17 protein-coding genes are annotated in these 14,733 nt (G+C 69.5%); 11 read left to right on the top strand and 6 right to left on the bottom strand.

Going from position 1 to position 14,733, the window contains the following annotated elements:
• The coding region (locus GRC12_RS31445; RefSeq protein ID WP_208782939.1) for an amidohydrolase family protein at positions 1 to 527 on the top strand (527 nt) is incomplete at its 5' end.
• A gap of 8 nt (positions 528 to 535) precedes the next feature.
• Here the strand turns inward: GRC12_RS31445 and GRC12_RS31440 are convergent.
• Positions 536 to 2,065 (bottom strand): hypothetical protein, encoded by a 1,530-nt coding sequence (locus GRC12_RS31440; RefSeq protein ID WP_208782938.1) that lies wholly within the window; start codon positions 2,063 to 2,065, stop codon positions 536 to 538.
• Between the two features lie 221 nt (positions 2,066 to 2,286).
• On the opposite strand from GRC12_RS31440, the gene GRC12_RS31435 reads away from it, so the two are divergent.
• Both GRC12_RS31435 and GRC12_RS31430 read left to right on the top strand, forming a co-directional pair.
• Entirely contained in the window at positions 2,287 to 2,850 is a 564-nt protein-coding gene (locus GRC12_RS31435; protein WP_208782937.1) for a hypothetical protein, read from the top strand.
• A gap of 69 nt (positions 2,851 to 2,919) precedes the next feature.
• Positions 2,920 to 3,495, top strand: coding sequence for a hypothetical protein (locus GRC12_RS31430; protein ID WP_208782936.1), 576 nt, complete (start codon positions 2,920 to 2,922; stop codon positions 3,493 to 3,495).
• On the opposite strand, the gene GRC12_RS31425 is transcribed toward GRC12_RS31430, so the two are convergent.
• The 4 genes from GRC12_RS31425 to GRC12_RS31410 are packed head-to-tail and all read right to left on the bottom strand — an operon-like array spanning position 3,472 to position 7,084.
• The gene (locus GRC12_RS31425) at positions 3,472 to 4,485 is read right to left on the bottom strand and encodes a COX15/CtaA family protein (RefSeq protein WP_208782935.1); all 1,014 of its coding nucleotides are present in this window, start codon (positions 4,483 to 4,485) and stop codon (positions 3,472 to 3,474) included. The genes GRC12_RS31430 and GRC12_RS31425 overlap by 24 nt on opposite strands.
• 46 nt (positions 4,486 to 4,531) lie before the next feature.
• Positions 4,532 to 5,248: an ABC transporter permease gene (locus GRC12_RS31420; protein ID WP_244374048.1), complete on the bottom strand. Its 717-nt coding sequence runs from the start codon at positions 5,246 to 5,248 to the stop codon at positions 4,532 to 4,534.
• A 53-nt stretch (positions 5,249 to 5,301) separates the two neighbouring features.
• Positions 5,302 to 6,225 carry an ABC transporter ATP-binding protein gene (locus GRC12_RS31415; protein ID WP_208782933.1) on the bottom strand — a complete coding sequence of 308 codons (924 nt, stop codon included), beginning with the start codon at positions 6,223 to 6,225 and terminating at the stop codon, positions 5,302 to 5,304.
• 10 nt (positions 6,226 to 6,235) lie between these two features.
• Positions 6,236 to 7,084, bottom strand: coding sequence for an aminoglycoside N(3)-acetyltransferase (locus GRC12_RS31410; protein ID WP_208782932.1), 849 nt, complete (start codon positions 7,082 to 7,084; stop codon positions 6,236 to 6,238).
• 161 nt (positions 7,085 to 7,245) lie between these two features.
• Between GRC12_RS31410 and GRC12_RS31405 the strand changes: the two genes are divergently transcribed.
• The 8 genes from GRC12_RS31405 to GRC12_RS31370 are packed head-to-tail and all read left to right on the top strand — an operon-like array spanning position 7,246 to position 13,773.
• The gene (locus GRC12_RS31405; RefSeq protein WP_208782931.1) at positions 7,246 to 7,956 is read left to right on the top strand and encodes a helix-turn-helix transcriptional regulator; all 711 of its coding nucleotides are present in this window, start codon (positions 7,246 to 7,248) and stop codon (positions 7,954 to 7,956) included.
• Positions 7,953 to 9,377 (top strand): Fe-S cluster assembly protein SufB, encoded by a 1,425-nt coding sequence (gene sufB / locus GRC12_RS31400; protein WP_208782930.1) that lies wholly within the window; start codon positions 7,953 to 7,955, stop codon positions 9,375 to 9,377. The genes GRC12_RS31405 and sufB overlap by 4 nt, the downstream gene beginning before the upstream one ends.
• A gap of 58 nt (positions 9,378 to 9,435) precedes the next feature.
• Positions 9,436 to 10,617 (top strand): Fe-S cluster assembly protein SufD, encoded by a 1,182-nt coding sequence (gene sufD, locus GRC12_RS31395; RefSeq protein WP_208782929.1) that lies wholly within the window; start codon positions 9,436 to 9,438, stop codon positions 10,615 to 10,617.
• Positions 10,617 to 10,934 (top strand): bifunctional 3-phenylpropionate/cinnamic acid dioxygenase ferredoxin subunit, encoded by a 318-nt coding sequence (locus GRC12_RS31390; protein ID WP_208782928.1) that lies wholly within the window; start codon positions 10,617 to 10,619, stop codon positions 10,932 to 10,934. Before sufD ends, GRC12_RS31390 begins: the two co-directional genes overlap by 1 nt.
• 8 nt (positions 10,935 to 10,942) lie before the next feature.
• On the top strand, positions 10,943 to 11,707 hold the full coding sequence (gene sufC, locus GRC12_RS31385) for a Fe-S cluster assembly ATPase SufC (RefSeq protein WP_208782927.1): 765 nt from the start codon (positions 10,943 to 10,945) through the stop codon (positions 11,705 to 11,707).
• Complete coding sequence (locus GRC12_RS31380) at positions 11,704 to 12,960, top strand: cysteine desulfurase (protein ID WP_208782926.1); 1,257 nt, start codon at positions 11,704 to 11,706, stop codon at positions 12,958 to 12,960. The genes sufC and GRC12_RS31380 overlap by 4 nt, the downstream gene beginning before the upstream one ends.
• Positions 12,961 to 12,976: 16 nt before the next feature.
• The gene (sufU, locus tag GRC12_RS31375; protein WP_133042643.1) at positions 12,977 to 13,444 is read left to right on the top strand and encodes a Fe-S cluster assembly sulfur transfer protein SufU; all 468 of its coding nucleotides are present in this window, start codon (positions 12,977 to 12,979) and stop codon (positions 13,442 to 13,444) included.
• The gene (locus GRC12_RS31370) at positions 13,441 to 13,773 is read left to right on the top strand and encodes a metal-sulfur cluster assembly factor (protein ID WP_133042642.1); all 333 of its coding nucleotides are present in this window, start codon (positions 13,441 to 13,443) and stop codon (positions 13,771 to 13,773) included. The genes sufU and GRC12_RS31370 overlap by 4 nt, the downstream gene beginning before the upstream one ends.
• A 73-nt stretch (positions 13,774 to 13,846) precedes the next feature.
• Here the strand turns inward: GRC12_RS31370 and GRC12_RS31365 are convergent, their stop codons facing one another.
• Complete coding sequence (locus GRC12_RS31365) at positions 13,847 to 14,686, bottom strand: AbfB domain-containing protein (protein WP_208782925.1); 840 nt, start codon at positions 14,684 to 14,686, stop codon at positions 13,847 to 13,849.
• Positions 14,687 to 14,733 lie beyond the last annotated feature (47 nt).

The raw sequence follows: 14,733 nt of genomic DNA, 5'->3' as shown, positions 1-14,733 counted from the left end.
GGGTGGGCGGTGAGCTGACCGACCCGGTCCTGCTGCGCCACCTTCTGTGGATCGCCGTGGCCTCCGGCCGTCCCCTCCAGCTCCACGCGGGCCTCGGCGAACCGGGCACCCGCATCGACCGCACGGACCCGGTGCTCCTCACGGACTTCGTGCGCGCCACGGCCGGCCTCGGCACGGACCTGGTCCTGCTGCACGGCTACCCGTACCACCGCCACGCCGCCCACCTCGCGGGCGTCTTCCCGCACGTCTACGCCGACTCCGGCGCCGCACTCATCCGCACCGGCGCGCGCTCCGCAGGCGTCCTCGCCGAGATCCTGGAGCTGGCCCCCTTCGGCAAGATCCTCTTCTCCAGCGGCGCCCACGGCCTGCCGGAACTGCATGTCGTGGGCGCCCGCCTGTTCCGCGAGTCCCTCGCCCGGGTCCTCGGCACCTGGGTCACCGAGGGCGCCTGGTCCCTCACGGACGCCCAGCGGGTGGCGGGGATGGTGGCGGCGGGCAACGCGCGCAGGGTGTACGGCCTTGACTGAGCCCGGCGCTACCAGCTCGCCCAGCCGCGTTCCACGGTCGGCAGCGTCGGGCGGTCCCCGTCGCCCGGGGCATCGAGCTTCGTCCGGTTCCTGAAGACCACCCGGGACACGCCCGCGGCGCTGTCGGCGCGGCAGAACTGGGTGTCGTAGTCGCCGTACTTGACGGGTTTGCGGGTGCGCGGTCCGACGACGACGCAGTTGAAGGCGTTGTCCATGCGGCCGGTGTCGTCCTCGCTGTCCGTGTCGGGCGCCGCCGTGCGCATCTCGGCGCCGATGGCGAGGCTGTTGACGAGGACGACCCACGCGCCGAACTCCTCGACGCAGTGCTGGGCCGCCTGCCGCTCCCAGGCGGCCCATTCACGGGTGATGGGCGCGGCGAACAGCGGCACGAAGATGTGCGAGACGCCCAGGGCCTGGAGCTTGGCCGCCCAGCCGACCGACTGCTTGATGTCCTCGCAGATCAGGACGGCGATACGGCCGAGAGAGCTCTCCAGCACGGTGACGTGCAGCCCCCGGGTGATGTCCTCGACTGCGAGGCCGTTGTGCGTGGTGAGGGGCAGTCGCCACTGGGCGGCCAGGTCCGCCGTGAGGGTGAAGCCGGCCATCTTGTCCTGCTGCAGCACGGCTCTGCCGGTGAGGCAGTCCACGAGGACGGCGCGGTTCGGCTTCGGATCCGAGTCGCCGACCGGTCCGGTGCCGAGCAGGATCCACTGCAGGGCGCTGTCCTCGGGCAGTTCGCCGCGCAGGTCGTCCCAGCGTTCCAGGAGTGGTTCCGAGAGGGTGCTCTCGGGCAGGACGCCGATCACGGCCTCCGACTCGCCGAGATTGCGGATCACCTGGCCGACGCGGTCCTGCAGCCGGGCGGTGGACGGCGTGATCCGGTAGCGCATGGCGCCGTTTTTCTTCTCCTGCGCGAACTCGAGCTCGGTGTACTTTTCCAGCATCGGAACGGCGCCGACGGAGATCGGTTTGCCGCCCGAGAATGCGGGGTCGTTCCGGTCGGGTATTCGCCCCAGTCGGATTCGGCGGCAGTTGTCCGGGGTGACCCGGTGCACGTTGAAGAAATCGGGTTTGCCGGTCCACTCGGCCAGTACCTTCCCCGGCCGGGTGCAGCGGGGCAGGAGCAGCCCGGCCGTCGCCCCGCGGGGGTTGTTGAGCCGGTTGTACTGGATGTACCGCCTGGCCAGCCAGGCCATGGTCGGCTCGTCGTAGCACGGACTGAAGGGGTTGACCGAGCCGAGCGCCCAGTCGAGGCCGGTGAGGACGGCGAAGGTGGCGCGGCCCCCGGGCACCTGGATCTCCGCCGCGATCTCGGCCGCCAGTTCGGCGGTGACGCGGCCGGCCTTGAGCACGCTCGTGCAGACCTGGTCCGCGCGGACCCGAACGGCCGGATCATGCACCCATTCGATCGCTTCCTGTCCCTGGAAGTGCTCGTCCGGAAGCAGGTCGTAAAGGACCACGAAAAGATCCGCCGGGTCGTCCGGTAATTCGGGCCGGCTGATCGCGTGGGCGCTGTCGCCCGATGCGTGAGCGTTCATGAATCCCCCCGAATCCCCCGGTGCGTGAGCGCGTAATCGGATGTTAACGGAGCCGGATGCATATGCGCTTGGAACGTCTCCACAAACATGTAACAAAGCGGGAAAGATGGCCGCGCAAAGATCGCCGAAAAGAATCTTGGCCGGTTCACTTGACACTCACTTGACATCGACGGATGGTGGAGAGGACGCACGGACGCGGATCGGCCAATCGGGGAGACGACATGAGCGAGCCGGATCGGTCACGACGTGACAGGGCGACCGAGGTCCAGAACCTGATCGACGAGATGCGGGTGGAGCAGTGGATCCCCGAGGGCTGCTTCAGCTCCCTCGGCATGCTCATCACGGACGCCTCGCTGGCCGCCGACGAGCCCGCGCTGCGCACCGCCCACGACGGACTGCGGCGGCTCTACGGCCGGCAGGTCCGCGACGGCGACGATCACAAGGGCGCCGAACAGCGCGGCCGGGTGCTCGGCCTGATCGACGTGACGTACTGGTCGTTGCGCAGGCTCCCGTCAGGACTTCAGCTCAACCTCGACCCCCAGGGCCACACCGCGCGCTTCCTGACCGCCGTCGCCCGCGAACCGGGCCTGAGCAACGAGCAGCTCGCCGAGCGGCTGGGCGTCGACATCACCGAGGTCAGCCGGGTGGGCCGCAAGCTGGTGGCGGCCGGTGTGGCCTGGAAGAGCAAGCAGTGGCGGCACAACGCGTGGACGATCACTCCGCGCGGCGCCGTCTGTCTGGAGCAGGCAGGTCTCGTCGACGCACAGGACTCCGGCAGGGACTAGGCGAGGGCGGTGAGCGAGGGGGAGAGCGGAAGAGCGCGGTCCTCGGGCGAGCCCGCGTCCGAGGAGGGCATGACCGCCGGCGTCCAGTTCGCGACGGGGTGGGACGTCGTCGTGCTGGTCGGTGTGCTGCTGGTGCTCACCGTCGCCCTCGCCACCGTACTGATCCAGGCCTGGCCCACCACCGCCGTGCCGGGCGGCGGCGCCGCGAAGGCGGAGCGGGTGCGGATCCTGCTCTGGACCCCCCTCCTGCAGCGCGACACCCTGCTCTTCCTCGTCGTCACGGCGGCCGGCGGCCTGGGCGCGCTCATCCATGTGCTGCGCTCGGTCTACGAGTACGTCGGCGACCGGAGACTCCGGCGCAGCTGGCTGCCGATGTACCTTCTGGAACCCGTCGTCGGGGCCGTGCTGGCGCTGGTCGTGTACTGCGTCCTGCGGGGCGGGCTGACGACCAGCATGGCCTCGTCCGGCGACATCAATCCTTATGGTGTCACCGCGGTGGCCGCCCTCGTCGGGATGTTCTCCCGGCAGACGGTCGACAAGCTGCACGCCGTCTTCAACACCCTGCTCACACCGCCTCGGGACAGCCCCGAGGAGGGCCTGACCCGCACCGGGGGCTCCACCTCAGACCCCGGCCCCGACAGCTGACCCCGACTGCGCGGGTCCCGGAATCTCCAGATCCGCCCCGGGCCGCTCCCGCAGCGCCAGCAGCACGCGCAGGACCCAGATCCAGATCAGCCCGGAGCCGAGCATGTGCAGGCCGACCAGGAACTCGGGAAGGTGCGTGAAGTACTGGACGTAGCCGATGGCGCCCTGGGCGAGCAGGACCAGGAACAGCTCACGGGTGCGGACCAGCGGGCCCCTGGGGGCGTCCACCGCCTTCAGGATGAACCACAGGGCGAAGGTCAGCGTCACCACGATCCAGGCGAGCACCGCGTGCAGCTTGGCGACCGTCTCCCAGTCGATCGGGATCCGCTCGACCTCCTTGGAGTCACCCGCGTGCGGTCCGGCACCGGTCACGACCGTGCCCACCGCGATCAGCAGGACGGACGCGGTCACCAGGAACCACACCAGCTGCTGCACCGGCTTGCCGACCAGCGGGCGCGGGGCCCCGTCGCCCTCGCGGGTGCGCTGCCACATCACCGTGGCGACCGCGATCAGGCCGGAGGACAGCAGGAAGTGCGCCGCGACCGTGTACGGGTTGAGGCCGACCAGCACCACGATGCCGCCGAGGACCGCGTTGCTCATCACGATCCAGAACTGGGCCCAGCCGAGCCGGGTCAGAGAGCGTCGGTACGGCTTCTCGGAGCGCGCCGCGATGATCGCCCAGCCGACGGCCGCGCACAGCACGTAGGTCAGCATGCGGTTGCTGAACTCGATCACGCCGTGCACGCCCATGGCGCTGGTCGTGGTGAGCGAGTCGGTCGTGCACTTGGGCCAGGTCGGGCAGCCCAGCCCGGACCCGGTCAGCCGCACCGCACCGCCGGTGACCACGATGACCACCGACATGACGAGCGCGGAGAGGGCCGCCCGCTGAACCGTCCGGGATGTCGGGGTCCAGCGTGCGGCGATGAAGGCGAGCGGGTTGCGCACGGCCGCGAGGGCGTCGGCGCGGGTCACGTTTGGCACGCGCCCCATCGTAGGCCGCCGCTTGTGCACGCTTTCACGAGGGTCCATGCCGCCCCTACTCCCAGCGGAAGAACTTCCCGGCGGCCGCCAGCCCCAGGACCGCCCACACGGCCAAGGTCCCCAGGTCGCCCCACGGCATGCCGGCGCCGTGCTGCAGTACGTCCCGCAGCCCGTCGGACAGGGCCGAGATCGGCAGCAGGCCCAGGACGTCCTGGACGCCCTGCGGGAACTTGTCCAGCGGGACGATGACGCCGCCGCCGACGAGCAGCAGCAGGAAGACCAGGTTGGCGGCGGCCAGGGTCGCCTCCGCCTTCAGGGTGCCCGCCATCAGCAGGCCCAGACCCGAGAAGGCCGCCGTCCCGAGGACCAGCAGGAGCAGGACGGCCAGGGGGTTGCCGTGCGGGTTCCAGCCGAGCGCGAAGGCGATCACCGTCAGCAGGACGACCTGCAGGATCTCGGTGACCAGGACCGACGCCGTCTTCGCCGTCATCAGGCCCCAGCGGGGCAGCGGCGAGGAGGCGAGGCGCTTGAGGACGCCGTAGCGGCGTTCGAAGCCGGTGGCGATCGCCTGGCCGGTGAAGGCGGTCGACATCACCGCCAGGGCCAGGATGCCGGGGGTGAGGAAGTCGACCGCCTCGCCCGCGCCCGTGTCGACGATGTCCACGGAGCTGAACAGGACGAGCAGGAGGGTCGGGATCACGACGGTGAGCAGGAGCTGCTCGCCGTTGCGCAGCAGCATCCTCGTCTCGAGCGCCGCCTGGGCCGCGATCATGCGGGGCAGGGGGGCCGCGCCGGGCTTCGGCGCGTACGTACCGGTCGCCGTGGTCACGAGCGCAGCTCCTTGCCGGTCAGTTCCAGGAAGACGTCTTCGAGGGTGTGGCGTTCCACCGAGATCCTGTCCGGCATCACACCGTGCTGGGCGCACCAGGACGCCACCGTCGCGAGCAGCTGGGGGTCGACCTTGCCGACGACCCGGTAAGAGCCCGGCGTCAGCTCGGCGGCGCTGCAGTCCGCGGGGAGCGCCTTCAGCAGGGAGCCCACGTCGAGACCGGGGCGGCCGACGAAGCGCAGGGTGTTCTCGGCGCCGCCCCGGCACAGGTCCTCGGGTGAGCCCTGTGCGATGACGTGGCCCGCGTCGATGATCGCGACGTCGTCGGCGAGCTGCTCGGCCTCCTCCATGTAGTGCGTGGTGAGGATGACCGAGACGCCGTCGGCGCGCAGATCGCGGACCAGGTCCCACGTGGCGTGGCGGGCCTGCGGGTCGAGGCCCGCGGTCGGCTCGTCCAGGAAGACCAGCTCCGGGCGGCCGACGACCGCCATGGCGAGGGCCAGGCGCTGCTGCTGGCCGCCGGAGAGCCGGCGGTAGGTCGTACGGCCGCAGCTGCCGAGGCCCAGGCGCTCGATCAGCGCGTCCACGTCCAGCGGATGGGCGTGCAGCTTCGCCACGTGCCGCAGCATCTCGTCCGCCCGCGCGCCCGAGTAGACGCCGCCGGACTGGAGCATCACGCCGATGCGGGGGTGCAGCTCGCGCGCCTGCCGTACCGGGTCGAGACCGAGCACGCGGACCGTGCCGGAGTCCGGTCTGCGGTAGCCCTCACAGGTCTCCACGGTGGTGGTCTTGCCCGCGCCGTTCGGGCCGAGTACGGCGGTCACGCCCGCCCTGGCCACCAGGTCGAGGCCGTCGACGGCGGTTTTGGTGCCGTACCGCTTCACCAGGGCCTGAACCTGGACCACGGGCTCACTTCGCATGGGCCCGAGTCTAGGTACGCGGTCCGCGGCCCCGACGGGCGGGTGCAGGATCTCCACCCGCCGGCACCTCGTCCTCCCGGGACCGGTGCAGCGCCAGCCACCGCTCCGCGTAGGCCACCGCGTCCGCCACGGGGAACAGCCGTACGTCGGCCGCGCCCACCGTGCCCCGTACGACGGGACGGTCCCGTTCGAAGTCGTACCCCAGCTCGTCGAACCGGTCCGAGGTGATCGACACCTCGGTCACCGTCTCCCAGCCGTCCGCCCCCGGGCGGCCGACCCGCACGAGCGGGGACGGTATCCGGTACTCGGCGAGATGGAAGCAGGTGCAGGTGTCGTAGCCGGCGCCGAGGAGCAGTACGCGCGCGTGCAGCTTCTCCAGGCGGGCCAGCGGGCTGCGCTCGCCGAGCCGGCAGTCGGGCGCGTGGCCGTCGAGTATCTCCGCCGCGCGCGGACCGAGGGCCGCGAAGGACGTCTGCGGATGCGCGCTGCGCAGGGCGCCCGGCCAGGTGCGCAGCGTCTCCGGGATCACGCCCACCCCGCGCGAGGGCGTCAGCCGCGGGTCGTACGCCGGCATGGTCGCCCTGATCCGGTCCCACCACTCCTCGGGCACGGGCGGCCTCTCCCACAGGGCCGGGTCCGAGAGGTCGCCGGTCTGGGTCGGGACGACGATCGTGCCGTCCGGGCCCACCGCGTCCAGCAGGGCCTGGACGACCGCCACGGCTCCTCCGCAGACCCAGCCGAGGCTGCTGAGGGAGGAGTGCACGAGAAGGATCTCGCCGGGTTCGACACCGAGCGCGCGCAGCTCCGCGGTGAGGGTGTCGCGAGTGACAAGTGGGCCGGTCGGAAGGGGTGTCGGCATGGTTCGCGAGTCTGCTCGACCCGGATCGCGAACGCCACCGATTTGATCGATCAAAGATCGTTTCCCCAGGTCACCTTAGGTTTGCCTAAGTGATGCAGCGCACCGCCCGTCGGAGCGGACGTGGGTTGCCCGGTCCTGAGGAATTACGCAACAATGGTGTTGTGAAATACGTCGGCGAGGCTCAGGAGGAACTCGCGACCGGTGAGCGCTCCACGCGCAACCGGGTCGCGCGGTCCATCCTGGACCACGGCCCGTCGACCGTCGCGGAGCTGGCCGGCCGGCTGGGCCTGACCCAGGCCGCCGTCCGCAGGCACCTGGACGCACTGGTCGCCGACGACGTCGTGGAGGCCCGTGAGCAGCGGGTGTACGGCACGCGCACGCGTGGGCGCCCCGCCAGGGTCTTCGCGCTCACCGACTGCGGCCGCGACGCCTTCGACCAGTCCTACGACAAGCTCGCCGCGGACGCCCTGCGCTGGATCCAGGAGCGCTTCGGCGGGGACGAGGCGGTCGTCGCCTTCGCCCGCGCCAGGATCGCCGAACAGGCCGACGCCTACCGCAGGGCGATCGAGGCCGCCGCCCCCGAGGAGCGCACGGAAGCCCTGGCCAAGGCGCTGAGCGCGGACGGGTACGCTGCTACGGCGCGCAGCGCACCGGTCGGCGAGCAGCTGTGCCAGCACCACTGCCCCGTCGCCCATGTCGCGGAAAAGTTCCCCCAGCTCTGCGAGGCGGAGACCGAGATCTTCTCCCAGCTGCTGGGAACCCATGTCCAGCGACTGGCGACCATCGCGCACGGTGACGGCGTCTGCACGACGTTCATCCCCAAGATTTCCCACAACGCATCTGCAAGCACGGCCGGGAGGAACCCCGCATGACTCTCCCCATCGAGGAGACCGCCCACCCTGAGCTCGAAGGTCTGGGCAAGTACGAGTACGGCTGGGCGGACTCCGACGAGGCCGGCGCCTCTGCCAAGCGCGGTCTGAGCGAGGAGGTCGTCCGCGACATCTCCGCGAAGAAGAACGAGCCGGAGTGGATGACCAAGCTCCGTCTCAAGGGCCTGCGCCTGTTCGACAAGAAGCCCATGCCGAACTGGGGCTCGGACCTGTCGGGCATCGACTTCGACAACATCAAGTACTTCGTACGCTCCACGGAGAAGCAGGCGGAGTCCTGGGAGGACCTGCCCGAGGACATCAAGAACACGTACGACAAGCTCGGCATCCCGGAGGCGGAGAAGCAGCGCCTGGTCGCCGGTGTCGCCGCCCAGTACGAGTCCGAGGTCGTCTACCACCAGATCCGCGAGGACCTGGAGGAGCAGGGCGTCATCTTCCTGGACACCGACACCGCGCTGAAGGAGCACCCGGAGCTCTTCAAGGAGTACTTCGGGACCGTCATCCCGGTCGGTGACAACAAGTTCGCCTCGCTGAACACCGCCGTGTGGTCGGGCGGCTCCTTCATCTACGTCCCGCCGGGCGTCCACGTGGAGATCCCCCTCCAGGCCTACTTCCGCATCAACACGGAGAACATGGGCCAGTTCGAGCGGACCCTGATCATCGTCGACGAGGGTGCCTACGTGCACTACGTCGAGGGATGTACGGCCCCGATCTACAAGTCGGACTCGCTGCACTCCGCGGTCGTCGAGATCATCGTCAAGAAGAACGCCCGCTGCCGCTACACGACCATCCAGAACTGGTCGAACAACGTCTACAACCTGGTCACCAAGCGCGCCGTCGCCTACGAGGGCGCGACCATGGAGTGGATCGACGGCAACATCGGCTCCAAGGTGACGATGAAGTACCCGGCCGTCTACCTGATGGGCGAGCACGCCAAGGGCGAGACCCTCTCCATCGCCTTCGCGGGCGAGGGCCAGCACCAGGACGCCGGTTCCAAGATGGTCCACATGGCGCCGAACACCTCCTCCAACATCGTCTCCAAGTCGGTGGCGCGCGGCGGTGGCCGTACCTCCTACCGCGGTCTCGTCGAGATCGGCGAGGGCGCCCACGGCTCCAAGTCGAACGTGCTGTGCGACGCGCTGCTCGTCGACACCATCTCCCGCTCCGACACCTACCCGTACGTCGACGTCCGCGAGGACGACGTGTCCATGGGTCATGAGGCGACCGTCTCCAAGGTCTCCGAGGACCAGCTCTTCTACCTGATGAGCCGTGGTCTCTCCGAGTTCGAGGCGATGGCGATGATCGTGCGCGGCTTCGTCGAGCCCATCGCCAAGGAACTGCCCATGGAGTACGCCCTCGAGCTCAACCGGCTGATCGAGCTCCAGATGGAAGGCGCGGTCGGCTAGGCCCCGACCGCCCGTCCCGTCAAGCCACTTACGCAGGAAAGAGAGCAGACCGACAGCCATGGCTGAGGCCCAGAACATCCCCGTGGGATCGACCACCGCGGGCTCGATCGCGGTCGCCGCCGAGTCGACCGTCGCCACGCGCATGAGCGCGCCCCCGTCCTTCGACGTGCAGGACTTCCCCGTCCCGCACGGCCGGGAGGAGGAGTGGCGTTTCACCCCGCTGGAGCGCCTGCGCGGTCTGCACGACGGCACCGCCGTCGCGACCGGCGAGGGCGTCAAGGTCGAGGTGGAGGCCCCCGAGGGCGTCACCGTCGAGACCGTCGGCCGTGACGACGCCCGGATCGGTAAGGCCGGCACCCCGGTGGACCGGGTCGCCGCCCAGGCGTACTCCGCGTTCGAGAAGGCCGGCGTGGTCACCGTCCCCAAGGAGACCGTCCTCACCGAGCCCATCCGGATCGCCGTGCACGGCGAGGGCGGCACCGCCTTCGGCCACCAGGTGATCGAGCTGGGCGCCTTCGCCGAGGCCGTCGTCGTCATCGACCACACCGGTGACGCCGTGCTCGCCGCCAACGTCGACTACATCCTGGGCGACGGCGCCAAGCTGACCGTCGTCTCCGTCCAGGACTGGGACGACAAGGCCGTGCACGTCGCCCAGCACAACGCCCTCGTCGGCCGGGACGCGTCCTTCAAGTCCGTCGTCGTCACCTTCGGCGGCGACGTCGTACGGCTGCACCCGCGCGTCTCCTACGCCGGCACCGGCGGTGAGGCCGAGCTGTTCGGGCTGTACTTCACGGACGCCGGCCAGCACCAGGAGCACCGCCTCCTGGTCGACCACAACACCCCGCACTGCAAGTCCAACGTCGTCTACAAGGGCGCGCTCCAGGGCGACGACGCGCACGCCGTGTGGATCGGCGACGTCCTCATCGAGGCCAGGGCCGAGGGCACGGACACGTACGAGATGAACCGGAACCTGGTTCTGACCGATGGCGCGCGGGTCGACTCCGTGCCGAACCTGGAGATCGAGACCGGCGAGATCGTGGGCGCCGGACACGCCTCCGCCACCGGCCGCTTCGACGACGAGCAGCTCTTCTACCTGATGGCCCGCGGCATCCCGGCCGACGAGGCCCGCCGTCTGGTGGTGCGCGGCTTCTTCGCCGAGCTGGTCCAGCAGATCGGCGTCGAGGACATCGAGGCGCGGCTGCTCGAGAAGATCGAGGCCGAGCTGGAGGCCACGGTCTGATGGCCTTCGTACGCGCCTGCGCGCTGAGCGAGCTGGAGGAGGACACCCCGAAGCGGGTGGAACTCGACGGCACGCCGGTCTCCGTGGTGCACACCGCCGGCGAGGTCTTCGCGATCCACGACATCTGCTCGCACGCCAACGTCTCGCTGTCCGAGGGCGAGGTGGAGGACTGCCAGATCGAGTGCTGGCTGCACGGCTCCAGCTTCGACCTGCGCACCGGCAAGCCGTCCGGCCTCCCCGCCACGCGCCCCGTCCCCGTATACCCCGTAAAGATCGAAGGGGACGACGTGCTCGTCTCCCTCAACCAGGAGTCCTGAGGCAATCCATGGCAACGCTTGAAATCCGAGACCTGCGCGTCACCGTCGAGGCCGACAACGCCACGAAGGAGATCCTCAAGGGCGTCGACCTGACCGTGAAGCAGGGCGAGACGCACGCCATCATGGGCCCCAACGGCTCCGGCAAGTCGACTCTCGCCTACTCCCTCGCGGGCCACCCCAAGTACACGATCACCGGCGGCACCGTCACCCTCGACGGCGAGGACGTCCTGGAGATGTCCGTCGACGAGCGTGCCCGCGCCGGCCTGTTCCTGGCGATGCAGTACCCGGTCGAGGTCCCCGGTGTGTCCGTGTCGAACTTCCTGCGGACCTCCGCCACCGCCATCCGCGGCGAGGCCCCCAAGCTGCGCACCTGGGTGAAGGAGGTCAAGGAGGCCATGGAGCGCCTCAACATGGACCCCTCCTTCGCCGAGCGCAACGTCAACGAGGGCTTCTCCGGCGGTGAGAAGAAGCGCCACGAGATCCTCCAGCTCGAACTGCTCAAGCCGAAGGTCGCGATCCTCGACGAGACCGACTCCGGTCTCGACGTCGACGCGCTGCGGATCGTCTCCGAGGGCGTCAACCGCGTCCGTGAGACGGGCGAGGTCGGCACCCTGCTGATCACGCACTACACGCGCATCCTGCGCTACATCAAGCCCGACCACGTGCACGTGTTCGCCGGCGGCAGGATCGTCGAGTCCGGCGGTGCCGAACTCGCCGACAAGCTGGAGAACGAGGGCTACGAGGCTTACACGAAGGGTGGCGCATCCGAGTGACACAGCTGCCGGGCCTCCTCGACGCCGAGGCGATCCGCAAGGACTTCCCGATCCTGGACCGGCTGGTCCACGACGACCGGAAGCTCGTCTACCTGGACAACGCGGCGACCTCGCAGAAGCCGCGCCAGGTGCTGGACGCCCTCGCCGAGTACTACGAGCGCTACAACGCCAACGTCCACCGCGGTGTGCATGTGCTCGCCGAGGAGGCCACGGCGCTGTACGAGGGCGCGCGCGACAAGGTCGCCTCCTTCATCAACGCGCCCTCGCGGGACGAGGTGATCTTCACCAAGAACGCCTCCGAGTCGCTCAACCTCGTGGCCAACATGCTCGGTTGGGCCGACGAGCCCTACCGGGTGGACTCCGAGACCGAGATCGTCATCACGGAGATGGAGCACCACTCCAACATCGTGCCCTGGCAGCTGCTCTCGCAGCGCACGGGCGCGAAGCTGAAGTGGTTCGGCCTGACCGACGACGGCCGGCTCGACCTGTCCAACATCGACGAGATCATCACCGAGAAGACGAAGATCGTCTCCTTCGTGCTGGTATCCAACATCCTGGGCACGGTCAACCCGGTCGAGACGATCATCCGGCGCGCCCAGGAGGTCGGCGCCCTCGTCTGCATCGACGCCTCGCAGGCCGCCCCGCACATGCCGCTGGACGTCCAGGCCCTGCAGGCCGACTTCGTGGCCTTCACCGGTCACAAGATGTGCGGTCCGACCGGCATAGGCGTCCTGTGGGGCCGTCAGGAGCTGCTGGAGGACCTGCCTCCGTTCCTCGGCGGCGGCGAGATGATCGAGACCGTGTCGATGCACTCGTCGACCTACGCGCCCGCTCCGCACAAGTTCGAGGCGGGCACCCCGCCGATCGCTCAGGCGGTCGGTCTCGGGGCGGCCATCGACTACCTGAACGCCATCGGCATGGACAAGATCCTCGCCCATGAGCACGCGCTGACCCAGTACGCGGTGGGGCGTCTGACGGAGGTCCCCGACCTGCGGATCATCGGCCCGACCACGGCCGAGGAGCGGGGCGCGGCGATCTCCTTCACGCTCGGCGACATCCACCCGCACGACGTGGGCCAGGTCCTCGACGAGCAGGGCATCGCGGTCCGGGTGGGCCACCACTGCGCCCGGCCCGTCTGCCTCCGGTACGGAATTCCCGCGACCACGCGAGCGTCGTTCTATCTGTACTCCACGCCGGCCGAGATCGACGCTCTGGTCGACGGGCTGGAACACGTGCGGAACTTCTTCGGCTGATGGGACGAGCGATCGCATGAAGCTGGACTCGATGTACCAGGAAGTCATCCTGGACCACTACAAGAACCCTCATGGGCGTGGTCTTCGGGACGGCGACGCCGAGGTGCACCACGTGAACCCGACCTGCGGCGACGAGATCACCCTCCGCGTGCGGTACGAGGGCACGAGGATCGAGGACGTCTCGTACGAGGGGCAGGGCTGCTCGATCAGCCAGGCCTCCGCCTCCGTGCTGAACGAACTGCTGGTCGGCAAGGAGCTGGCCGACGCGCGGAAGATCCAGGAGACCTTCCTGGAGCTGATGCAGTCCAAGGGCCGACTGGAGCCCGACGACGCGATGGAGGAGGTGCTGGAGGACGCGGTGGCGTTCGCCGGCGTCTCCAAGTACCCGGCCCGGGTCAAGTGCGCCCTCCTCAGCTGGATGGCGTGGAAGGACGCGACGGCCCAGGCGCTGGGTGGCGCCGAAGCCGAAAGGAAGACGGCATGACCGACACCGTGGAGATGAAGCCGGCCTCGGAGGAGGAGCTCCGCGAGGCCCTGATGGACGTGGTCGACCCCGAGCTGGGCATCGACGTCGTCAACCTCGGCCTGATCTACGGCATCCACATCGACGACGCCAACATCGCGACCGTCGACATGACCCTGACCTCCGCGGCCTGTCCGCTGACGGACGTCATCGAGGACCAGGCCAAGTCCGCCACCGACGGCCTCGTCAACGAGCTGCGGATCAACTGGGTCTGGATGCCGCCGTGGGGCCCGGACAAGATCACCGACGACGGACGCGAGCAGCTGCGGGCGCTGGGGTTCAACGTCTGAGACAGCCCCCGGACACGCGGGCACGCGGACACGAGAAGCGGCGACACCTCACGGGTGTCGCCGCTTCGTGCTGTCAGGCCACGCCGCCCACCAGGCGGAACGCCGAGTCCGCCAGGTACAGGGAGCTGTTCTGGAACGGGTCGAGCTTCAGCTGGAAGTTCTGGTGGCGCAGGAAGCGGCCCGGGTAGTTGATCGACTCCAGCATCACCGCGCCCGGGTAGGCGGAGCCGCGGGGGCAGAAGGTCGCGTCCTGCCGGAAGAGGGGCGAGCCGTCGTTCGGCTCGTCGCGCAGCAGGAAGTTGCGATGGCGCAGGTACTTGCCGTCATGCGTGACGAACGAGTAACAGGAGCTGTTGGCAAGCCCCTTGACCTGCTTGAAGGTCGAGTCCTGGCGGGACTCGGAGCCGCGGAGCGGGTCGAGTTTCACGAAGTCGCCGCTCACGTGCCAGTAGCGGTCCGGGTAGTTGACCGAACGCAGGGACCGGTAGGTGGCCGACGGCTTCGGTTTGCCGGGTGAACTCGCATGGGAGGCCGGCGACTTGGTGGGCTTCGGGGTGTGGGCCGCGGACGGCGAGCCGTCGCCCAGCGGGGTGGGGGAGGTGTCGGTCTCCCCCGAGGAGAGCCCGCTCTTGCCCGAGGGCGGGGCGGTGGCCTCGTTCGTGGGCGGTGTGGCGTAGGAGATCAGGCCCGGGACGGTGGCGCCGGCGCTCGGGGACGGGCTCTTCGCCGCGTCCGTCGAGGCGCCTGGGCCGTTGTCCATCACGGCTATCCAGGTCACACACGTGATGATCGTGGCCACGGCCAGCCCGCCGGCCAGCCAGAGTCTTCGGGTGCCGGGTGCGCGGGACGTGTCGGGGGTCCAGCCGTTCTCCCATGGTTCGTTCCGCGGAGGCTGGGGGGTGGTTTCTGGCATGCGCTGTTCCTCCAGCGGCGCCCGAGGCGGCGGCCGGGGGTGTGGGG

Origin of the sequence: Streptomyces griseorubiginosus (genome assembly GCF_017614965.1) — a bacterium.
Lineage (GTDB): Bacteria > Actinomycetota > Actinomycetes > Streptomycetales > Streptomycetaceae > Streptomyces > Streptomyces griseorubiginosus_B.
Note: the sequence above shows the minus strand (reverse complement) of the source record. Positions and strands in the feature narration are given on the sequence as shown.